Source organism: Streptomyces sp. CB02056 (genome assembly GCF_001905545.1).
In the GTDB taxonomy this organism is placed as follows: Bacteria; Actinomycetota; Actinomycetes; order Streptomycetales; family Streptomycetaceae; genus Kitasatospora.
In genome coordinates, this window is the sequence record NZ_LIPD01000018.1 from 81,268 (window position 1) to 102,977 (window position 21,710).

The following is a 21,710-nucleotide window of genomic DNA, read 5'->3' on the forward strand; positions in this document are numbered from 1 at the left end:
CGCGACTCCTTCGACCGTCCGCTCGCTCCGCGCGCTCATATGACCGCGCTCTCTTGCGCGGCCTCGCCTTCCGCCGCCCGGGCGGGCGCGCTGAGGTGGACCCCGATCTGCTCGATCAGGCCGTGCATGTTGTGGCCGACCACGCCGACGTCCGCGTCGTCGTCCGTGACCACCGCCAGGTGCGCGCCCTCGCCGGCCGCCACGATGCACAGGATGCCGCCGTGGAACTCGGTCATCGACTGCCGCACGCCGCCGCTGCCGTCGCCGAACTCGATCGAGGCGCCGTGCGCCAGGCTCTGCAGACCGGAGGCGATGGCGGCCAGCTGGTCGGCCTGGTCGGTGCTCAGTCCGGCGGTGTGGCAGAGCTTGAGCCCGTCGGCGGAGAGCACCAGGGCGTGCCGGGTGCCGGGGGTCGCCGCCAGCAGGTTCTCCAACAGCCAGTCGAGGTCACGGTCGGTGGCACTGCTCATCAGGTGTCCTTCTCGGTGACGGGGGAAGCGTCGGGCGTGGTGTCGGGGGCTGTGGTCGGCACCCCGGAAGGGTCGGTGGCCGGCGGCCCGGCAGAGTCGGCGGTCGGAGCCCCGGCAGGGTCCGTGACCGGCGTCCCGGCGGGGCCCTCGGTCGGAGCCCCGGCGGCGGGCTGCCCGGCCGCCACCGGACGGGCGGCGGCCCGGCGGAACGCGCCGAACCGGCCGGCCGCACCCGCCGCGTCGGTGCCGGCGGGCTTCGCCGCCCGGTCCGTCGCGGTGGCGGCGGTGGCCAGCGTCTGTCCGCGGCGGCGCTGCGGCAGGCCGCTGTCGGTCGTCCGGACGGGCGCGGCCGGCAGCGCGGGCACGGTGGCGGTCCGCGTCCCGGCCGCGGCCTGCGTCCCGACGCGGGTCCGCTGCGCGGAGGGCGCCGGAGGCAGGGAGGCCGGGGCGGGGCGCGCCGAGGTGAGCGCGGGGCGCGCGGTCTCCGCGGGCGACGCCTGTACCGGTACGGACACCTGGACGGGCGCCGGGGCCGCGGCCGGTGCCGGGTGGGTGACCAGCTGATGCGGGATCAGCATCACCACGCCGGTGCCGCCGCGCGCCGAGGGCCGGAAGGAGATCTGCAGCCCGTGCTTGCGTGCCAACACGCCGACCACCGCCAGCCCCAGGCGGGTACCCGCGGAGAGCGTGGTGAGGTCCAGCGGTTCGGCGGAGACGGCCCGTTCGGCCCGGCGCAGCCAACTGTCGCTCAGGCCCAGGCCGCTGTCCTCGACGGTGACCGCCAGCCCGGCGGGCACCTCCTCGACGTAGACGTGCACCTCGGCCGGCGGGGCGGAGAAGTTGGTGGCGTTGTCCAGCAGTTCGGCCAGCGCGTGCATCACGCCCTCGGCCGCGTACCCGGCGACCGCGGCGGTGCTGGCGTTGTGCAGCCGCACCCGCTGGTAGGCACCGATCCGGCCGAGCGCGCCGCGCAGCACCGACTCCACCGCGATCGGCTTGGCCCAACGGCGGCCCGAGCGGGCGCCGGTGAGCACCGCGATGCTGTCGGCCATCCGGCCCGCCTGGGCGGTCGAGTGGTCCAGGCTCAGCAGGTCGCCGAGGACCTCCTCGTCGTGCCGGTGCTGCATCTCGCGCAGCTCGGCGTGCATGCTCGTGGCCAGCGCCTGGACCCGCCCGGCGGCGGTCGCGCACACCGCGAGCGCGGCGGCCCGCAGCCGCTCGCCGCGGCCGATCTCCTCGCCGACGGCACGCAGCAGCGGGTACTGGGGGTGCTTGCGGTGGACGGCCAGCGCACTGTCCACCGCCGCGCCGGCCCGCAGCTTCGCCACCACCTCGGGCAGCACGCCCTCGGTGATCCGGGCCAGCTCGGCGCGCTCGGCCTCGACCCGGGTCCGCTCCGCCTCCGCCCCGGCCCGCTCGGCGTCGAGTTCGGCCCGCAGCCGGGCCAGCTCGGCGTGCGCGGTGGTGACGTCGGCCTCGGCCCGGGCCTGCCCGGCGCGGGCGGCGTCCCGCTCGGCGAGCGCGGCGGCGGTGCGGTCGGCGGCGGCCGTCTCGGCCTGCCGGGCCGTGCCCGCGGCGACCAGCGCCGCCCGGGTCTCCTCGTGCTGCGCGGCCAGGTCCTCGGCCAGCCCGCGGGACCGCTCGACCCCGGCCGCCGCGAGGCCGACGGCGATCAGCCAGAGCACCGTGACGGCGCCCACCGCGAGGGCGGTGAGCGGCTGGTGCGCGCCGAGCGCCCTGGCCACGCCGACCGGCGCGGCGACCAGCGCCAGCAGCACGGCGGCCGCGGTCAGGGCGACGGTGCGCGGCGCGGGCCGTCGGCGCGATCGGCCGTCGGGGCTGGTGGCTTCTCTCATCGGTGCGGTCCTCGGCAACGTCGGCGGGCGGCGGCGCGGGCGGCGGGTCGGCGACGGTTGCGGCCGCCGACAGCTGGTCGGGCGCATACCAGTCCGCCCGGCGACGTAGCGAAACGTCTCCGGGCGTCTGATCGGTTCACGCTTTCGGCCGATCATATCGATTCAGACATAGGCCTCAAGCGGCCAGTTGACGGCCAATCTCCTACCTTCACGCCGCCCACACCACACGACGACGCCCCGACGCCCACCCGAGCGCCACGCCTCACACCGTGGGCGCCCGTCCTGTGCCGGCGGCCGCCGACCTCAGCGGCCGCCGAACCGTCGCTCCAGTGCCTCCTCGAAGGTCCCCCGGCCCACCGCCCGATCCGGCGTCAGGTTGCCGCCCGCCCGCAGTCCGCGGCCGGTCGATCCCGGCAGGGGCAGCGGCAGCAGCAACCGGCGCCTGCCCGCCGCCCGCAGGTAGGCCTCGGCCAGCTCCCGGTACGAACGCACCTGCGGGCCGCCGACCTCCGGGGCGAAGCCGGCGGGCTCCTCCCCCGCCAGGTCCGCGACCGCCGCGGCCACCTCCCGTACGTCCACCGGCTGGCACGCCACCCCGCTCAGCACCGGGAGGACCGGCAGCTTCACGGAGGCGTCGAAGACCTTCAGCACCAGGTCGTGGAACTGCGTCGCCCGCAGCACCGTCCAGCCCAGCCCCGACTCCCGCACCACCCGCTCACAGGCGAGCTTCGTCGCGTAGTACGCGAACGGCACCCGGTCGATCCCGACGATCGACACGTACACCAGGTGCCGCACCCCGGCCTCCCGGGCCCGGGCCACCAGCGTCCGGACCCCGGCCACGTCCGCCTTCTTCTGCGTGGTCGCGCAGTCCACCACCACGTCGGCCCCGGCCATCGCCTCCGCCACCCCGGCCCCGCCGACCAGGTCCCCGACCACCCACTCGACCCCGTCGCCCCCGTCCCGCACCCGCCGGCTCAGCCCCCGCACCGCCACCCCGCGCGCCACCAGCAGCCGCACCACCTCCCGCCCCAACGTCCCCGTCGCCCCGGTCACCAGCACCGTTCCGGCCATCACCGCACCACGCCTTCCCTGAAGAACCCCGTCACCCCCTACAGACCGGACACCGCCCCCGAACGTGACATCGGCACGCCGGATGCGCTCCGGGACGTCCGGCCCCGCCTGACCGCAGTCCGGATCCGGTGGCAGTTCGCACACACGGCCTCGCACTTGGCGATCTCCGCCGCGACCTCCGACCACGGCTTCCGCTCGGCGATCAGCTGCGACACGTTCGCCGACTTGGCGCCGCGCACATGGTCCCAGTCGAGGCCCCGGGCCCATCCCCGCCAACCGCAGTCGGCGCAGCCCCGCGCCAGCTTCAACCGGTCGTTCCGCGCCTGGGCCTCCACCATCCGGGCCCAGGACGGAGGCAGCCGTTCCGTCGAACGCCCGCGCTGCCGCATCGTCCGCGCTCGATGGCAGCGGGCGCACCGAACCTCGCACTTGGCGAGCTCGGCCAGCAGCCGGTCCTTGGCGACGCACAGCTACACGAGGCGGGATATCGTCCCCGCCTTCTGCGTCGGGTCCAGGTGGTCGGGGTCCAAGGCCCGTACATCGGCGTACCCGCAGTCGACGCAGCCGCCGCTCTTCCACTCCGTCACCACGGCCTGAAGCCTGGCCCGCGACCGGCGCAGATCGTGTCCGGCACCGAGCTTCGCGCGCCGAGCGCGCTGCCGCTCCAGTGCGGCGGCCCGGACCTCCGGCCGTTCCCACTTCTTCCGCCGGGCCCGGTTCGCGGCCTCGCGGGCCTCCGGCCTCGCCGCCCTCGCCCGGACGGCCTGCTTGCACTCGCTCTGCAGACCGCTCGGCCTGCTCGCGTTCCTCGGGAAATCGGCGGCCGGGTGGTGGTCCCGGCACGCCGGGCACCAGATCGGGGTCTCCGGTGTGATCTCCGCCGCCGGTGGCCGTCGTGGTGCCCGCTTCTCTGCTCCTGTCGCCATGCGCGCAGCAAAGCAACCCCGACCGACAGAAAAGGCGGGGCGAGGACGTGAAGTCCTCGCCCCGCCTCAGGTTTTCACCTCATCGGGTGAAACCGGGGTCGGGCACGGTCAGCTGCAGCCGCTGGTGGAGCCGCAGCCCTCGCAGAGGTAGCAGCTGCCGGCGCGGCGCATCTTGGTGCCGCAGGAGAAGCAGAGCGGGGCGTCGGCGTTGAGGCCGAGCTGGATCTCCATCAGCTCCGTGGAGTTGTGGGCCTGCTTCGGGGTCGCCTTGGGTGCCTCGACGACGGGGGCCGGTGCCGGTGCCGGGGCCGGGACGGCGGCCGGCTTGGCGGCGACGGGGGCGGACTGGGCGAGCGACTCGGTGTCGAGCTCCTCGGCCTCCAGCGGCTCGTACGAGCCCGTCTCCAGGTGGCGCTGGCGCTCCTCGACGGAGTGGATGCCGAGCGCCGAGCGGGTCTCGAACGGCAGGAAGTCGAGCGCCAGGCGGCGGAAGATGTAGTCGACGATCGACTGCGCCATCCGCACGTCCGGGTCGTCGGTCAGGCCGGCCGGCTCGAAGCGCATGTTGGTGAACTTCGAGACGTAGGTCTCCAGCGGCACACCGTACTGGAGGCCGACCGAGACGGCGATGGAGAAGGCGTCCATCATGCCCGCGAGGGTCGAGCCCTGCTTGGACATCTTCAGGAAGACCTCGCCCAGGCCGTCGTCCGGGTAGGAGTTGGCGGTCATGTAGCCCTCGGCGCCACCGACCGTGAAGGAGGTGGTGATGCCCGGACGGCCCTTGGGCAGGCGCTTGCGGACCGGGCGGTACTCGACGACCTTCTCGACCACGGCGGCCGGGGTGACCGGGGCGGCCGCCTCGGTCTTCTCCTCGGAGTCCTTCTTCTTGGCCGAGAGCGGCTGGCCGACCTTCGAGTTTTCGCGGTAGATGGCGAGCGCCTTGACGCCCATCTTCCACGCCTCGAAGTAGATCTCCTCGACGTCCTCGACGGTCGCGGCGGCCGGCATGTTCACGGTCTTGGAGATGGCGCCGGAGATCCAGGGCTGGATCGCGGCCATCATCCGCACGTGCCCCATCGGCGAGATGGAGCGCTCGCCCATCGCGCAGTCGAACACCTCGTAGTGCTCCGGCTTCAGGCCCGGGGCGTCCACCACGTTGCCGTGCTCGGCGATGTGGGCGACGACCGCCTCGATCTGCTCGTCCTGGTAGCCGAGGCGCTTGAGGGCGCGCGGGACGGTGCCGTTGACGATCTGCATCGAGCCGCCGCCGACCAGCTTCTTGAACTTGACCAGGGCCAGGTCGGGCTCGACGCCGGTGGTGTCGCAGTCCATCATCAGGCCGATGGTGCCGGTCGGGGCGAGCACCGAGGCCTGGGCGTTGCGGAAGCCGTTCTGCGCGCCGAGGCGGAGCACGTCCTGCCAGGACTTGTTGGCGGCCAGCCAGACCGGGGCGTCCAGGTCGTCGTGGGAGACGGCGTCCAGCGAGGCGTCGGCGTGCTGCTTCATGACCTGCTGGTGCGGGGCCGCGTTGCGGGCGTAGCCGTCGTACGGGCCGACCACGCCGGCGAGTTCGGCGCCGCGGCGGTAGGCGGTGCCGGTCATCAGCGAGGTGATGGCGCCGGCCAGGGCGCGGCCGCCCTCGCTGTCGTAGGCGTGGCCGGTGGCCATCAGCAGGGCGCCGAGGTTGGCGTAGCCGATGCCGAGCTGGCGGTAGGCGCGGGTGGTCTCGCCGATCTTCTCGGTGGGGAAGTCCGCGAAGCAGATGGAGATGTCCATCGCGGTGATGACCAGCTCGACGACCTTGGCGAAGGTCGCCGCGTCGAAGGAGTCGTCGTCGCGGAGGAACTTCATCAGGTTCAGCGAGGCGAGGTTGCAGCTGGAGTTGTCCAGGTGCATGTACTCGGAGCAGGGGTTGGACGCGTTGATGCGGCCGGACTCCGGGCAGGTGTGCCAGTGGTTGATCGTGGTGTCGTACTGGATGCCGGGGTCGGCGCAGGCCCAGGCGGCCTCGGCCATCTTGCGGAACAGCTTCTTCGCGTCGACGGTCTCGATGACCTCGCCGGTCATCCGGGCGCGCAGGCCGAATTCGGTGCCGTTCTCGACGGCGGTCATGAATTCGTCGTTGACGCGGACCGAGTTGTTGGCGTTCTGGTACTGGACGGAGGTGATGTCGTCCCCGCCGAGGTCCATGTCGAAGCCCGCGTCGCGCAGGGCGCGGATCTTCTCCTCCTCCTTCACCTTGGTCTCGATGAAGGCCTCGACGTCCGGGTGGTCCACGTCGAGCACGACCATCTTGGCCGCGCGGCGGGTGGCGCCACCGGACTTGATGGTGCCGGCCGAGGCGTCGGCGCCGCGCATGAAGGAGACCGGGCCGGAGGCGTTGCCGCCGGAGGAGAGCAGTTCCTTGGAGGAGCGGATCCGGGAGAGGTTCAGGCCGGCGCCGGAGCCGCCCTTGAAGATCATTCCCTCTTCCTTGTACCAGTCGAGGATCGAGTCCATGGAGTCGTCGACGGACAGGATGAAGCAGGCGCTGACCTGCTGGGGCTGCTTGGTGCCGACGTTGAACCAGACCGGCGAGTTGAAGCTGAACACCTGGTGGAGGAGGGCGTGGGTCAGCTCGTGCTCGAAGATCTCGGCGTCGTCCTTGGAGGCGAAGTAGCCGTGCTTCTCGCCGGCGGCGCGGTAGGTGAGCACCACGCGGTCGATGATCTGCTTGAGGCTCCACTCGCGCTGGGGGGTGCCGACGGCGCCGCGGAAGTACTTGGACGTGACGATGTTGACGGCGTTGACCGACCAGAAGTCGGGGAACTCGACGCCGCGCTGCTCGAAGTTGATCGAGCCGTCACGCCAGTTGGTCATGACGACGTCCCGCCGCTCCCAGCGGACCTCGTCGTACGGGTGCACGCCAGGAGTGGTGTAGATGCGCTCCATCCGGAGACCGCCCTTCGGGGCCTTGGCGCCCTTGGCCGCGGCCTTCTCGGACTTCGACCCGCGTGCGGAACCGCTCGTGGTGTCTGTCACTTCTCGCTCCTCCTCCTGGGCAAACGCCCGAAGTGCCCTGAAAAGTCCGGGCACTGCTGGTTCGTTCTTCCGGTGTGCGGGCAGGCAGGAACCCTGCCTGCTTACGCACGGTTTGTAGTGTTCTGTGCCCCGTTTTCGGGCACGCGTGGGCCCCGCGGGGCCGTGGTGGTGCGGGTGGCTGGGCCCGCGAGGGGCCCGGCGCCTCCTAGGGCGCGGCGGCGGACACGGACACGCAGGTGTCGTCCGCCTCGGGGGTGCGGGGCCGTTCTGCGCGGAGCTCCGCGATGGCGGCCTCGAAGTCTTCCAGTCCGTCGTACGCCTGGTACACGGAGGCGAAGCGCAGGTAGGCGACCACGTCGAGTTCCTTGAGCGGGCCGAGTATGGCCAGCCCCACGTCGTGGGTGGTCAGCTCGGCGCTGCCGCTGGCGCGCACGCACTCCTCGACCCGCTGGCCGAGCTGGGCGAGCGCGTCCTCGGTGACCGGGCGGCCCTGGCAGGCCTTGCGGACGCCGGTGATGACCTTCTGCCGGGAGAACGGCTCGGTGACGCCGCTGCGCTTGATGACCATCAGCGCGGCCGTCTCCACCGTGGTGAAGCGGCGGCCGCAGTCCGGGCACTGCCGACGACGGCGGATGCAGCTGCCGTCCTCGGTGGTCCGGCTGTCGACAACACGGCTGTCGGAGTGCCGGCAGAAGGGGCAGTGCACCTCGGGATCCCTCCCTGGCAGAACGTTCGGACCTGTTGAGTCTATGCGATGCGCCCCCGGCCTCGGCAAGCTGATCATGCGGGGCGACCACTAGTACTGGGCACGGAGAGGACTGTAGCCACTACATCTAGGATGTCTGGGGGAGGTGAGCGCCTTGGCGTGTCGATGTCGCGAGGGGCCCGATTAGACTGCCGGGGGCGAGTTTCGCTCGAACATTTACTCGATGTACAACAAAGCCTTGATCGAGTCAGTCAACTCCCGAATAATTCACTCGAACGTGTGTTTGGCGCAACCTTTCGATAGGAGGCGCGTTGGGCTGGAAAAGGGGAGAGGACAGCCGTCGAGAGGGGCCGCCGTGAACACGATCGAAAGCAACACCATCCCGGTGCAGGAACACTCCCAGTTCAAGGTGGGGCAGCGCACCACGAATCAGCAGGGTGTGGACAGCAGCATGGACCGTAGCGAAGACCACCGCCTCTCCGGCGCGGCCCTTTCCGGGGCGACCCGCGTTCCCGACCAGCCGATCGAACACTCCACCGCCATGGACGACTCCCACACCTCCCCCGCCCGGGCGATGCCCGGTCGCCCCCCCGGCATCCGCACCGACGAGGCCGGTCTCACCGAGCGCCAGCGCCGGGTGATCGAGGTCATCCGGGATTCCGTCCAGCGCCGCGGCTACCCGCCGTCCATGCGGGAGATCGGCCAGGCCGTGGGCCTGTCCAGCACCTCCTCGGTCGCCCACCAGCTGATGGCCCTGGAGCGCAAGGGCTTCCTGCGCCGGGATCCGCACCGCCCGCGCGCCTACGAGGTCCGCGGCGTCGAGGTGGCCCGCCCGAACACCGCCGAGACGGCCGGCCGGCCCTCCACCTCCTACGTCCCGCTGGTCGGCCGGATCGCCGCCGGCGGGCCGATCCTGGCCGAGCAGACGGTCGAGGACGTCTTCCCGCTGCCCCGCCAGCTGGTCGGCGAGGGCGAGCTGTTCGCGCTCACCGTGCGCGGCGACTCAATGATCGAGGCGGCCATCTGTGACGGCGACTGGGTCACCGTGCGCCGCCAGCCGGTCGCCGAGAACGGCGACATCGTGGCCGCGATGATCGACGGCGAGGCCACCGTGAAGCGGCTCAAGCGCGAGGACGGCCGGATCTGGCTGATGCCGCACAACCCGGCGTACGAGCCGATCAACGGCGACAACGCGACCATCCTGGGCAAGGTCGTCGCGGTCCTGCGCCGCCTCTGAACGGCCCTGCGCCGCCCCTCGGCGGCCCCGTGCGCCTCTGAGCGCACCCGCGCCGCCTCGGCGCGCACAGCAACACGCACCAGCACGCACCGCACCACCACACACACCGGGAAGGGGCTCCTCCGCACAGTGCGGGGAGCCCCTCCGGCGTTCCACGGGCCGGGCGGCCGGGGCCCTCAGCCCCGCTTCACCACCGGCCGCACCGGCGCCGCCGAGGCGTCGATCGACGCCAGCGAGCGGCGCACCTGGTTGCGGTCCGTGGTGTACCAGAACTCCGGCATCGAGGAGCGGAAGAAGCTCCCGTACCGCTTGGTCTCCACCCGCGGGTCCAGCACCGCGACCACGCCCCGGTCGTCGGCCGCGCGCACCAACCGGCCCGCGCCCTGCGCCATCAGCAGCGCCGCGTGGGTCGCCGCGACGGCCATGAAGCCGTTCCCGCCGCGCTGTTCGACATCCTTCTGGCGGGCGCTCATCAGCGGGTCATCCGGCCGGGGGAACGGGATCCGGTCCATCACGACCAGCTGGCAGGCCGAGCCGGGCACGTCCACGCCCTGCCAGAGCGAGAGCGTGCCGAACAGGCAGGTCGTCGCGTCCGAGGCGAACTCCCGGATCAGCTCGCCGAGGGTGTCCTCGCCCTGGAGCAGGACGCGGTGGTCCAGCCGCTCGCGCATCGCCTCGGCGGCCGTCTGGGCGCCGCGCATCGAGGAGAACAGGCCCAGCGTCCGACCGCCGGCCGCACCGATCAGCTCGGCCAACTCGTCCAGCATGTCGGGCCGTTCGGGATCGCGCCCGGGGTCGGCCAGGTGCTTGGCGACGTACAGGATGCCCTGCTTGGGGTACTTGAACGGCGAGCCGACGTCGATCCCGCGCCAGTGCGGCACCGCGTCCTCGCCGAAGCCCGCCTCGGCGTCCGGGTTGTCCCCGGCGGTGCGGACGTCCGGCAGCCGCGTCTCGGAGGGCAGGCCGACCGAGGCGGCGACGCCGTTGAAGTCCCCGCCGAGCTTGAGCGTGGCCGAGGTGAGGACGACCGAGCGCTCCTTGTACAGCCCCTCGCGCAGCAGTCCGGAGACGCTCAGCGGGGCGACCCGCAGCGAGGCGGTGCCCAGCCCGTAGCGGTCGCTGCGCTCGATCCAGACCACGTCGTACTCGGAGTCCTCCAGCAGCCGCTCGGCCGTCTCGTGCAGCGCCTCGGCCGAGGCCATCGCCTGCTTGCGGACGGCGTCCTCGTCGCTGAGCCCCTTGTCCCTGGTCTCGCCGAGCGAGGTGATCACCTGGCGGGAGGCGTCCCGGATCGCGGTGACCGCGTACGCGAGGTACTCGGGCAGCTCCTCGACCCGGCCGGGCTGGGCGGTCTCCATCAGGCCGTGGTAGTTCTCGGCGGCGGCCTGGAGCGCGTCCACCGCCTTCTCGTTGGCCAGCCGCGCGGCCCGCTTCACCGCCCGGTTGACGGCGCCGACGGTCAGCTCGGCGGTGGCCGCGCCGGTGACCCGGTTGACCAGCTCGTGCGCCTCGTCCACGATCAGCAGCCCGTGCTCGGGCAGCACCGGCGCGCCCTCGATCGCGTCGATCGCGAGCATCGCGTGGTTGGTGACCACGACGTCCGCCAGCTTGGCCCGCTCCCGCGCCTTCTCCGCGAAGCACTCCTGGCCGTACGGGCAGCGGGTGGCGCCCAGGCACTCCTTGGAGGTGACCGAGAGCTGGGCCCAGGCCTTGTCGGAGACGCCGGGGCTGAGGTCGTCGCGGTCCCCGGTGTCGGTCTCGTCGGCCCAGTCGCGCAGCCGCAGCACGTCCTTCCCGAGCTTCCCGGTGGGCCCGCCGAGCGCGTCCACCGGGTCGAACAGGCCCTCGCCCTCGTCGCTCGGGGTGCCTTCGTTGGCCCGGTGCAGGCAGAGGTAGTTGGAGCGGCCCTTGAGCATCGCGAACAGCGGGCGGCGGCGCAGCACCGGGTGCATCGCCTCGACGGTGCGCGGCAAGTCCCGCTCCACCAGCTGGCGTTGCAGCGCCAGGGTGGCGGTGGCGACCACCACCCGGTCGCCGTGGGCGAGCGCGGGCACCAGGTAGGCCAGGGACTTCCCGGTGCCGGTGCCGGCCTGGACGAGCAGGTGCTCGGCGTGGTCGACGGCGTCGGCCACGGCCTCGGCCATCCGGACCTGGCCGGGGCGCTCCACACCGCCGACGGCCGCCACCGCGGCGTGCAGCAGTTCGGGGATCCGCGAGCGCGGGACGGCGACGGCTTCCTCGGCCTCGTCGCCGAGGACTGCCGCCCGCTGGGATTCGGAGTCGTGGGATTCGGAGTCGTTCGTCATGACCCTCCCAGCCTACGGGGCGGGGGTGACAATCCGGTCCCGTTGCCCGGGCATCCGCACGTCCACGGCGACCAGCGCGTTCGGCACCGTCCCGTACCGGGCGGCGTGCGGGCGGTGCGGGCGGTCCTGGTAGCCGTCCATCAGCAGCCGGTTGCGGTTGAGGCAGAGCCGGTCGATCCGGGGGCGGAACAGGTCGAACAGCTCGAAGCGCTCGCGCAGCTCGGGGAAGCGGTCCTGGTAGCGCAGCACCTCGGCGCGCAGCAGGGCCCAGAACTCGGTCTCGGGCAGTCCGGTCTGCGCCTCCAGCAGCGGGGCGAGGAAGCGGAAGACGCCGATGAACAGCCCGGAGTGGATGAACTGGCAGAGCCCCTGCGGGCTCTCCCGCAGCAGCACCTCGGCCACCTCGTCGGGCAGGCCGCGCAGTTCGGGCAGGTCCTGGGCGCTGAGGTTGACGTCGTCCACGAAGTCCTTGACCGCGAGCCGGACCGGCGCGTCGGTGGGGTCGAAGACCACGATGGCGTTCTCGCCGTGCGGGGAGAAGACCAGCCCGTAGCGGTAGAGGAAGTGCAGCAGCGGCGGCATCATCGCGGCGAACAGCCGGGCGGTCCAGTCGCCGGGGAGCAGGCCGGAGCGGTCGATCAGCTCGGCGGCGAGCGCCCGCCCGTCGGAGCCGGTCTGCAGCAGCGAGGCCAGGGTGCGGGCGCGCTCGCCGCCGTCCAGGAAGGGGCCGAGCGGCTGGCGCCAGATCGCGCCGAGCAGTTCCTTGTACTGGTACGGCACCTCGGGCAGCTCGCGGTAGAGCGGGTGGTCGACGGTGACGGAGGCGATCTCGCCGAGCAGGATCACCCGGCACTCGTCGCGCAGGTACGGGTCGGCGTCGCGCAGGCCGAGCAGCCAGGCGGTGACGGCGGGCGCGGCCAGCGTGCGCTCGACCGGCAGGCCGCGCCAGACCAGGGTGTTGAGGATGGACAGCGGCAGCTTGACGGTGCAGCGCTCGGGGTGGGCGGTGTTGAAGAAGGAGCGGATGGACTGCTGGGGCAGCCGTGGGTCGCCGTCCGAGGGCAGCGGGACGATCTCGCCGGAGGCGATCCAGGGCGCGAACAGCGGCAGGACCGTCTCGTCCCACTGCCAGGGGTGGACGGGCAGCAGCAGGTAGTCCTCGGCGTCCGGGCCGAGCGCGGCGCGCAGCGCGTCCACGTCGTCGAGCTCGCGGGCGTACAGCTGCTCGGGCCGCTCCAGGCCGGGCACGCCGCGGTACTCGGCGAGCCGGCGGTGCACGGCGATCCACGGCAGCGGGCGCGGGCTGCGGGCCTCCGGGGCCCAGCGGGCGGCGTCGGCGGCGGAGAAGCCGATCCGGCCCTTGTTGGGGACGATCCAGGGGTGGCCGGTCTGCCGGCCCTCCAGCGCGGCGTGGTCGAGGTCGGCGAGTTCGGCGGCGGTCAGCGCGGTGGCGAGCTGGCGGGCGTCGGCGGTGAGGGTGGCGGAGAGCTCGCGGATCAGGTGGCCGGTGGTCTCGCCGCGCAGGCCGAGGGTCTGCCGGGCGTACGGGAGGAAGCGCAGCGGGTCCAGGCCGTCCGGGCGGGAGCAGCGGACGGACTCCGGGTCGACCTGCCAGCTGTCGTAGGAGCCGCGCCGGGCGGTGAAGCGGTACTCGGCCTCGGGCAGCTCCAGCCGGTACTCGCCGGGCTCGTCGCCGGGGACGGGTCGGAGCAGCTCCTCGTAGGCGAACTCGCCCAGCATCTTGGCCAGCAGGGCGCGGCCGGCCCGCTGCCAGTGCCCGGCGGTGAGGTGCTGGGGCAGGTGGAGCGGCGGTTCAGCGGCCGACGGTTGCGGCACGGGTCAACTCCTGGGGGCGGGGGACGGCGGGGGTGGGCTGTTCTACGGGACCGGCGGGGGTGGGCTGTTCCACGGGACCGGCGGGGGTGGGCTGGTCGGCGGGACCGGCGGGGCCGGGCGGCGCGAAGCCGGTCCAGGCGGTGCGGCCGGGCAGCCGGTGGACGGTGCGCCCGGTGACGGCGTTGAGGATCACGGCGGCCCGGTGGGCGCCGAGTCCGAGGTCGGGGGTGCCGACGCCGTGGGTGTGGAGTTCGGCGTTCTGGACGTACAGCCCGCCGGTGAGTCCGGGCCGGGTGGCGACCCGGTGGTCCGGGTCGACCCGATAGCGCCCGGCCTCGTCCCAGTCGATCAGTTCGGCGAGCGGTTCGAGCGCGGCCGGGCGGGCCGCCCGGTAGCCGGTGGCGAGCACCACGGCGTCGGTGCGCAGCAGGTGTTCGGCGCCGGAGTCGGTGTGCCGGCAGTGCAGTTCGAGGCCGCCGCAGGGGCCGGGGCGGGCGGCGTCGACGGCGGTGCCGGGGGTGATCTCGACCGGGGCGGCGTCGATCGGCCGGCCGATGGTGCGCTCGTAGAGGTGGTCGTGGATCTCGGCGAGGGTCTCGGCGCTGGCGGCCTTGTGCAGCTGCCACTGGGCGGTGACCAGCGCGTCCCGGACGGCCGCGGGCAGGCCGTGGAAGTAGCGGGTGTAGTCGGGGGTGAAGTGCTCCAGGCCGAGCTTGGAGTACTCCATGGGGGCGAGCGCCCTGGTCCGGGTGAGCCAGCGCAGCCGGACGTCGTCGCCCTCGTGGCGCCGGAGCAGGTCAAGGAAGACCTCGGCACCGGACTGCCCGCTGCCGACCACGGTGATGTCGCGGGCGCCGGCCAGGTCGGCGCGGCGGTCCAGGTACTCGGCGGAGTGGAAGGCCCGCGGGTGGCCGGCCAGCGCGGCGAAGGCCTCGGGCAGCACCGGCCGGGTGCCGACGCCGAGGGCGAGGTTGCGGGCCCTGACCTCGGAGCGCCGGCCGGTCGCGGTGTCGGTCAGTTCGGCGCGGTACCAGGGCGCCTCCCAGTGCAGGGCGGTGACCTCGGTGCCGAAGCGGCAGTTGGCCAGCCGCTCGGCGGCCCAGCGGCAGTAGTGGTCGTACTCGCGGCGCGGCAGCTGGAAGCGCTCGGCGAAGTAGAACGGGAACAGCCGGTCCTGGTCGCGCAGGTAGTTGAGGAAGGACCACGGGCTGGTCGGGTCGACCAGGGAGACCAGGTCGGCGAGGAACGGCACCTGCATCCGGGCCCCGTCGACCAGCATCCCGGGGTGCCAGCGGAACTCCGGGCGCTGGTCGCAGAAGAGCGTGCGCAGGCCGGGGACGGGTTCGGCGAGTGCGGCAAGCGAGAGGTTGAACGGGCCGATGCCGACGCCGAGCAGGTCGTACGGAGGGGGTGTCGAGGTGTCCACAGGGTCGTCCTAGGCGGGGAGTTGGGCCTGCGCGGCGGGCCCGTCGGCCCGGTCGCGGACCATCAGGGCGGCGCGCTTGTCGGGCAGGTCGAGTTCGGCGGCGGCCCGGAATCCGGCCCGTTCGAAGGCCCGGACGGACCGCCGGTTGCGGACGTCCGGCTCGGCCAGCACCCGTTCGCAGCGCGGATTCCGGCGGAGAATCAATTCTGCGAGGGCGGCCAGCAGGACGGCGCCCAGGCCGCGGCCGCGGCTGGCGGCGGGGCCGAGCAGCAGGTGCACGCCGGTGTCGTACGGCCGGGCCGGGTAGTGCGCGGCGAGCGGGTCGAGGTCGGCACGGTAGACCTCCCAGTAGCTCATCGGCTCGCCGTCGAGCAGGCCGAGGCACGGGAGGCTGCGGCCGTCGCCGTCCAGTTGGGCCCGGACGTGCCGTTCGGTGACCTCCGGCGGCCCGGCGAGCTCCCAGAAGGCGTCGACCTCGGGGTCGTTCATCCACCCGGCGAGCAGCGCCAGGTCGGCGGGCAGCCGGACCGGGCCGAGCCGGAACTCGCCGGCCGGGGTGGGGACGGCGCCCCACCCGGACAGGCCGTCCGGCACCCGGCACCCGTCGTCCGTCATCAGGCACCCGCCACCGGGTTGGGGATGTCCACGTACACGGACTGGCTGGCGACCGGGCCGACCAGTTCGTCCATGCCGTTGACCCGGGTGAGCAGGTTGGCCTTGCAGGGCAGCGCGGGCGCGTCCAGCAGCAGCGCGGGCAGCGCCGAGCCGGTGGCGGCGGCCCGCGGGCCGGCCAGGAACCGGCGCAGCGCGGCCAGCAGCACCGTCTCGTCGGCGAGCCGCTGGGAGCCGAGGGCGCCGATCAGGCCGAGCACGTGGTTGATGCCGAGGTAGTAGGCGAAGTGGTGGTCGATCACGTCGTCCGGCAGGAAGGTGTCGCTGTCCGCGCCGAGTCCGGGCAGCCGGGCGGCGAGCCGCGCGGCGGCGCTCTCCCGGTAGTAGTAGCCCTGGTTGTCGCGGTAGCGGCCGCCGCAGGGCCAGCCCTCGGCGTCCAGCAGGACGAGGCTGTTCTGCTGGTGCGCCTCCAGGGCGATGCCGCCCCGGCCGTCCAGCCAGAGGATCGGCAGCACGACCGCGTCCAGGTAGCGCAGGAACCATTCGGCGGCCACCGTCGGCAGCGGGCGGGCGCAGCGGACGGCCAGGGCCCGCAGGGTGTCGCCGAGCCGGGAGGGCACGGTGTCGCCGGTGCCGAGCGGCTGTTCGGCGACCAGGCCGGCGACGCACAGCGCCCGGTCGGTGGGCGCGAAGGGCTGGGCGCGCAGCACGGTGTCCAGGCCGCCCGGGTCGCCGAGGGCGGGGTGGTCGACGCCGATCCAGGCCGGGTCGCGGACGATGTCGAAGCCGGGGTGGGCGGCCCGCCACTCGGCGGCCAGCCCGCTCTCCAGCAGCCGGTGCATCTCCAGGCCGCGGTGCAGTTCCTTGCGCAGGTTCTCCCGGCGGGAGTTGGTGATCCGCAGGCCGAGCGAGAGCTTGAGCATCCACGGGGTGCCGGGCCGGTAGACGGTGCGCACCGAGGAGGTGGGGTACCAGGGGTCGCCGGCCGGGCCGAGGTCGTGCAGCAGCCCGTCGGCGAGCAGGGCGGCGACGGCCGGGCGGTGGGCGAGTTCGCGGGCCTGCCAGGGGTGCAGCGGGACGGCGGCGGTGCCGGGCGGCAGCGGCACGGCGCCGTCGAGCAGTCCGGCGGTGAGCCGTTCGGCGCTCTCGGCGACGGCGGAGCCGGCCGCGAGCAGTTCGCGGTCGACGGCGTACCAGTGCAGCTGGAAGGAGCCGTGCAGTTCGGGCGAGTAGGCGGCGCTCTGGGCCGGGCCGAGGCCGTCGCGGCTCTTCGGCGTGGGGTGCAGCGGGTGGCCGAGCAGCAGGGACTGCTCGGCGGCGAGGAAGTGCGAGCGCTCCGGCCCGCCGGGCACGGCGGCGGTGCGGCGGTGGGCGAGGATCTCGGCGGTGCGCACGACCGAGTCGCCGACCCTGGCGGCCAGGTCGGCGACCTGCCCGGGGTCGGGCCGTTCGGCGGCCGCGGCGGCGAGCAGCGCGGCGGCGGTGACGGCGTCGACGGGGGCCTCGCGGACGTCCCCGGCCGGGCCGGTCTCCCCGACCGCGAGGGTGGCGGGTCCGAAGCGGTGCCAGCCGCCGGGCGACCAGTAGCGGACCGGGGCGGTGAGCCGGGCGGCCCCGCCGAGGACGGCGATCCGCAGCCGGCCGTCCGGGCCGGGCCGGGCTCCGGTCTCCCGGGTCCAGCAGCGCAGCAGGGCCTCCAGTCCGGCCTGTTCGGCGGCGACGGCCGGGTCGGGGTGCAGCAGGAGGTCGTGCCCGTGGGCCCGCTCCACGGTGGGCGACGGTACGGGCGGGGCGACGGTGAGGGCGGCGGTGCTCAAGGCTGCTCCTTGGGGCGCGTGGGGGTGCGGACGCGCACTGTGCTGGAGGGGTCGGCGGGCGCTCGCACCGTCGCGTCAGGTAAGGGTTACCTATCCCTGACGGGTGATCACAAGGACGGCTCACTCGTCAGGGTGAAGATCGGGGATTGTCCACCACCGGGGCCCGATGCCCTGCTGCGTCGGCAGACCGGGCGGGCCCGGATCACGGATCGGTGACCTCCGGCCCGCACCGCAACCCGGGGGGCGGGCAGCGCCGTCCTCGTCCGCGATGGAAGACTCCATGGCGGCGAACCGCCGCACCGCGAACCGGCCGGACACGCACCACCGCGGTGCGCAACCGCCGGCCGTGACACCACCGGGCGGCCCGGCACCGACCGGCACCGACCGACCGAGCACAGGGGGAAGCGCACAGATGCCCACGATCCACCGGTCAGCCCTGGCCGCCGCCCTGGCCGCGGGCACCCTGCTCGCCGTGACCGCCTGCGGGCCGGACGGCCCGGCGGGCGGCGGGACGAGCCCCGCACCGCCGCCCTCCACCGAGTCGACCCAGGCCGCGGGTTCGGGCGGCGTGATCGGCGGGATCCCGCTCCCGTCCGGGCTGCCGACCAGCCTGCTGGAGGGACTGCCCAGGAGCTGGGACGACCTGAAGAAGTGGAAGTACGAGGACTGGGACAAGTGGGCGTCCAAGCACGTCTTCAACAACCCGGTGGTGAAGGACTTCTGGGACCCGGACAAGATGGGTGACTCCAAGCCCGCCGACCCGGCCCCGCCCACCGCCAAGCCCGCCCCCGCCACGCCCAAGCCGGCCACCGACGACGGCGTGACCGACCCCGATCCCGCGGCGGTCAAGGCCGTGACGGTGCCCCGCCCGTACCTGAAGCAGCCCTCCGGCAAGGTGTTCTTCTCCGCCCAGGGCGGCCGCGGCAACTGCTCGGCGACGGTGATCGCCGACCCCCAGCACCCGGGCAAGAGCAACCTGGTCTGGACGGCCGGGCACTGCGTGCACGAGGGCAAGGGCGGGAACTTCTACAAGGACCTGGTCTTCGTGCCCGCCTACAACAACTCCGGCGCCTCCAGCGGCGGCAAGCGGGCCCCGCTGTCCGAGCTGGCCCCGCTCGGCACCTGGTGGGCCGACCAGGTCACCACCTCGCCGCAGTGGATGGTCGAGGGCGGCGGCACCGGCGACGCCGCCAACCAGTACGACTTCGCGGTGATGCGCGTGCACAACCAGAACGACACCGGCAAGTCCCTGGAGGAGACGGTCGGTTCGGCCGTCCCGGTCTGGTTCGACGCGCCGCGCGACCAGCTCAAGGTCTCGGCCGTCGGCTACCCCCTCGCCAAGCCGTTCGACGGCCAGGAGCTGTACAAGTGCGACGGCGGCAAGCCCACCCGGCTCTCCTTCGACGCCAAGCGCCCGACCATGCTGACCATCGGCTGCACCATGACCCAGGGCGCCAGCGGCGGCGGCTGGTTCGCCACCATGCCGGACGGCCGGACCGCGCTGGTCAGCAACACCTCGATCGGCACCCAGGAGCACACCTCGCTGAGCGGCCCGTACCTGGAGGCGGTCGCCCGGCAGGCGCTGGACTGGATCTCCAAGAAGTAGCCGCCGCCGACGGGGGGCGGTAGGGAACCACCAGCACAGCACGGGGGGACGAGCCAGCATGCCGAGAACCACCAGCCGGCGGCGCCGGGCCGCGACGGGCGGCGCCGCGCTGCTCGCCGCGCTCGCGCTGGGCGCGGCCGGGTGCGGCCCGGACGGCCCCGCCCGGCCCGCCACCGCGCCCCTCGCCCTGCCCAGGTCGTCGCCCACCAGCCCGGGCGACCTGAGCGGCTGGAAGGTGGACGACTGGGCCCGCTACGTCGCCGAGAGCGCCTTCGCCAACGACGCGGCGCCCGGCGCCTGGACGGCGGCCCGGATGGACGCCGCCAGGCCCCGGCCCACCCCGGAGTACTCGCTGACCGCCCCCGCGGCGGCCGGCGTCGAGCGGGACGCCCCGCCCGCCGCCGTGCCGGCCAAGCCGCAGCCGCACCCGTACGGACCGGTGGGCTCGGTGGTCGGCCGGCTCTTCGCGACCACGTCGCAGGGCGACGTGTCCTGCTCCGCCACCGTGGTCTCCGACCCGGTCAACCCGGGCCGCAGCAACCTCGTCTACACCGCCGCGCACTGCCTGCACGACGGCAAGGGCGGCGGCTGGCTGAAGAACCCGGTCTTCGTGCCCGGCTTCAACCGGGACGGCCAGGCGGTCCACGGCAAGGCGAACGCCGACCGGCTGGTCGCCCCGTACGGCCGGTGGACGGCGGTGCGCGCGCTGGTCTCGCCGACCTGGCTCCAGGAGAGCGGCGTCGGGGCCCACCACCAGTACGACTACGGCGTCCTGCGGGTGCGCGGCGAGGACGGCTCCGGGAGGTCCCTGGAGGAGACGGTCGGCGGCTCGGTGCCGATCTGGTTCAACGCCCCGCGCGACCAGATCACCGGGACCGCCGCCTACGGCTACCCGGCCGAGCGGCCGTTCGACGGCCTGGAGCTCGAGCACTGCGACTCCCCGCTGGCCCCCGGGCTGCTCTCCTTCGACCGGGACCGCCCGCCGATGTACGTGATCGGCTGCACCATGACGGCGGGCGCCGCCGGCGGCGGCTGGTTCGTCATCCGGGACGGCAAGCCCAACCTGGTCAGCGTCGGCGCGGTCGGCAACCGCAACCCGGCCGGCTACCAGGCCGGCCCCTCCCTCCAGGACCAGGCGAAGCAGGCCTTCGACTACTTTGCCAAGAACGTCCGGTAGCACCGCCGGAAACAGCGGGGCCCCGGGACGACGATCCGTCCCGGGGCCCCTGCGTGCGCTTCGGGCTCAGCCCTGCAGGGCCACCGCGAAGTACTCCAGCTCGGCGGCCAGCTCGGCCGGCACCTTGGCGTGCAGCAGGGTGCCCTCGCCGGTGTGCTCGGTGGAGAGCAGCTCGCCCTCGGCGTGCACCCGGGAGACCAGCGCGCCCTGGGTGTAGGGCACCAGGGCCCGCACCTCGACCGCCGGACGCGGCAGCTCGTCGTCGATCAGCCGCAGCAGCTCCTCGATGCCGGCGCCGCTGCGGGCCGACACCACGATGGCGTGCGGCTCGCGGCGCAGCAGGCGCTGGAGCACGTGCGGATCGGCGGCGTCCGCCTTGTTGATCACCACGACCTCCGGCACGTTCTGCGCGTCGACCGAGACGATGACCTCGCGGACGGCGGCCAGCTGCGTCTCCGGCTCGGGATGCGAGCCGTCCACCACGTGCAGGATGAGGTCCGCGTCGGCGACCTCCTCCATGGTCGAGCGGAAGGCCTCGACCAGGTGGTGCGGCAGGTGCCGGACGAAGCCGACGGTGTCGGCCAGGGTGTAGAGCCGCCCGGTCGGGGTCTCGGCCCGGCGCACCGTCGGGTCCAGGGTGGCGAACAGCGAGTTCTCCACCAGGACGCCGGCGCCGGTGAGCCGGTTGAGCAGGGAGGACTTGCCGGCGTTGGTGTACCCGGCGATGGCCACGGACGGCACCTGGTGGCGCCTGCGCTCCTGGCGCTTGGTGTCGCGGCCCTTCTTCATGTCGGCGATCTCCTTGCGGAGCTTCGCCATCTTCTCGCGGATCCGGCGCCGGTCGGTCTCGATCTTGGTCTCACCGGGACCGCGGGTGGCCATGCCGCCGCCCGAGGAGCCGGAGCCACCGCCACCCATCTGCCGGGACAGCGACTGACCCCAGCCGCGCAGCCGCGGCAGCATGTACTGCATCTGCGCGAGCGAGACCTGCGCCTTGCCCTCCCGGGACTTGGCGTGCTGGGCGAAGATGTCCAGGATCAGGGCCGTCCGGTCGACGACCTTGACCTTGACCACGTCCTCCAGGTGGATCAGCTGGCCCGGGGTGAGCTCACCGTCGCAGACCACGGTGTCGGCGCCGGTGGCGGCGACGATGTCGCGCAGCTCCTTCGCCTTGCCGGAGCCGATGTAGGTGGCCGCGTCGGGCTTGTCACGGCGCTGGATGACGCCGTCCAGCACCTGGGAGCCGGCCGTCTCGGCGAGCGCGGCGAGCTCGGCCATCGAGTTCTCCGCCTCCTCCAGCGTGCCGTCCGTCCAGACGCCGACGAGCACCACGCGCTCCAGGCGGAGCTGGCGGTACTCGACCTCGGTGACGTCCTCGAGTTCGGTGGAGAGGCCGGCGACACGGCGCAGGGCGGCTCGCTCGCTGCGGTCGTACTGGTCGCCGTCGTAGTGGTGGCCGCGGTCCTCGTCGATGGCCGCGAGGTCCTCGTCCATGAGGGCTTCCGCCCGCAGACCGTCGAGGCGGCGCGGAGCGTCGGCGTGGTCGCGGGTGTCGAACGTGGAGGTCATTCTGTCCTTTGGCTGGCTGGTACGGGTGGCCTTCGGGGACCGCGGTGGCGGTCCCGTACGGAGTCTGCCCAGCT

Annotated in this window: 15 protein-coding genes; 3 read left to right on the forward strand and 12 right to left on the reverse strand. The window is 73.6% G+C overall.

Annotation, left to right across the window (positions count from 1 at the left end):
- Nucleotides 1–35: 35 nt before the first annotated feature.
- The 6 genes from AMK13_RS35365 to nrdR all read right to left on the reverse strand — a co-directional run bounded on the left by AMK13_RS35365 (nt 36) and on the right by nrdR (nt 8,050).
- Complete coding sequence (locus AMK13_RS35365; RefSeq protein WP_049653112.1) at nt 36–470, reverse strand: roadblock/LC7 domain-containing protein; 435 nt, start codon at nt 468–470, stop codon at nt 36–38.
- The gene (locus tag AMK13_RS35370) at nt 470–2,326 is read right to left on the reverse strand and encodes a sensor histidine kinase (RefSeq protein WP_074005683.1); all 1,857 of its coding nucleotides are present in this window, start codon (nt 2,324–2,326) and stop codon (nt 470–472) included. The genes AMK13_RS35365 and AMK13_RS35370 overlap by 1 nt, the downstream gene beginning before the upstream one ends.
- 303 nt (nt 2,327–2,629) lie before the next feature.
- Nucleotides 2,630–3,397 (reverse strand): SDR family oxidoreductase, encoded by a 768-nt coding sequence (locus tag AMK13_RS35375; RefSeq protein ID WP_074005684.1) that lies wholly within the window; start codon nt 3,395–3,397, stop codon nt 2,630–2,632.
- A 470-nt stretch (nt 3,398–3,867) separates the two neighbouring features.
- The gene (locus AMK13_RS43165; protein WP_143204711.1) at nt 3,868–4,323 is read right to left on the reverse strand and encodes a hypothetical protein; all 456 of its coding nucleotides are present in this window, start codon (nt 4,321–4,323) and stop codon (nt 3,868–3,870) included.
- A gap of 108 nt (nt 4,324–4,431) precedes the next feature.
- Nucleotides 4,432–7,344, reverse strand: coding sequence for a vitamin B12-dependent ribonucleotide reductase (locus AMK13_RS35385; RefSeq protein WP_074005686.1), 2,913 nt, complete (start codon nt 7,342–7,344; stop codon nt 4,432–4,434).
- A 205-nt stretch (nt 7,345–7,549) separates the two neighbouring features.
- Complete coding sequence (nrdR, locus tag AMK13_RS35390; RefSeq protein WP_049653458.1) at nt 7,550–8,050, reverse strand: transcriptional regulator NrdR; 501 nt, start codon at nt 8,048–8,050, stop codon at nt 7,550–7,552.
- 355 nt (nt 8,051–8,405) lie between these two features.
- On the opposite strand from nrdR, the gene lexA reads away from it, so the two are divergent.
- Nucleotides 8,406–9,287 (forward strand): transcriptional repressor LexA, encoded by an 882-nt coding sequence (lexA, locus tag AMK13_RS35395; protein ID WP_310593172.1) that lies wholly within the window; start codon nt 8,406–8,408, stop codon nt 9,285–9,287.
- A gap of 176 nt (nt 9,288–9,463) precedes the next feature.
- Here the strand turns inward: lexA and AMK13_RS35400 are convergent, their stop codons facing one another.
- The 5 genes from AMK13_RS35400 to AMK13_RS45500 are packed head-to-tail and all read right to left on the reverse strand — an operon-like array spanning nt 9,464 to nt 17,284.
- Entirely contained in the window at nt 9,464–11,593 is a 2,130-nt protein-coding gene (locus AMK13_RS35400; protein ID WP_079272798.1) for an ATP-dependent DNA helicase, read from the reverse strand.
- A 12-nt stretch (nt 11,594–11,605) separates the two neighbouring features.
- Nucleotides 11,606–13,429, reverse strand: a complete 1,824-nt coding sequence (locus AMK13_RS35405) for an IucA/IucC family protein (RefSeq protein ID WP_074005687.1) — start codon at nt 13,427–13,429, stop codon at nt 11,606–11,608.
- Complete coding sequence (locus AMK13_RS35410) at nt 13,407–14,855, reverse strand: lysine N(6)-hydroxylase/L-ornithine N(5)-oxygenase family protein (RefSeq protein ID WP_079272799.1); 1,449 nt, start codon at nt 14,853–14,855, stop codon at nt 13,407–13,409. Before AMK13_RS35410 ends, AMK13_RS35405 begins: the two co-directional genes overlap by 23 nt.
- A gap of 9 nt (nt 14,856–14,864) precedes the next feature.
- The gene (locus AMK13_RS45495; protein WP_074005714.1) at nt 14,865–15,578 is read right to left on the reverse strand and encodes a GNAT family N-acetyltransferase; all 714 of its coding nucleotides are present in this window, start codon (nt 15,576–15,578) and stop codon (nt 14,865–14,867) included.
- Nucleotides 15,470–17,284 (reverse strand): IucA/IucC family protein, encoded by a 1,815-nt coding sequence (locus AMK13_RS45500; RefSeq protein ID WP_074005688.1) that lies wholly within the window; start codon nt 17,282–17,284, stop codon nt 15,470–15,472. Before AMK13_RS45500 ends, AMK13_RS45495 begins: the two co-directional genes overlap by 109 nt.
- A gap of 412 nt (nt 17,285–17,696) precedes the next feature.
- Here AMK13_RS45500 and AMK13_RS35425 point away from each other — a divergent pair, with 412 nt between their 5' ends.
- Both AMK13_RS35425 and AMK13_RS35430 read left to right on the forward strand, forming a co-directional pair.
- A complete protein-coding gene (locus tag AMK13_RS35425; protein WP_049658939.1) occupies nt 17,697–18,890 on the forward strand; it encodes a trypsin-like serine peptidase in 1,194 nt (397 codons plus the stop codon).
- Nucleotides 18,891–18,948: 58 nt separating this feature from the next.
- Nucleotides 18,949–20,067 (forward strand): trypsin-like serine peptidase, encoded by a 1,119-nt coding sequence (locus tag AMK13_RS35430; protein ID WP_049658941.1) that lies wholly within the window; start codon nt 18,949–18,951, stop codon nt 20,065–20,067.
- Between the two features lie 66 nt (nt 20,068–20,133).
- On the opposite strand, the gene hflX is transcribed toward AMK13_RS35430, so the two are convergent.
- On the reverse strand, nt 20,134–21,636 hold the full coding sequence (gene hflX / locus AMK13_RS35435; protein ID WP_049658942.1) for a GTPase HflX: 1,503 nt from the start codon (nt 21,634–21,636) through the stop codon (nt 20,134–20,136).
- Between the last annotated feature and the right edge of the window lie 74 nt (nt 21,637–21,710).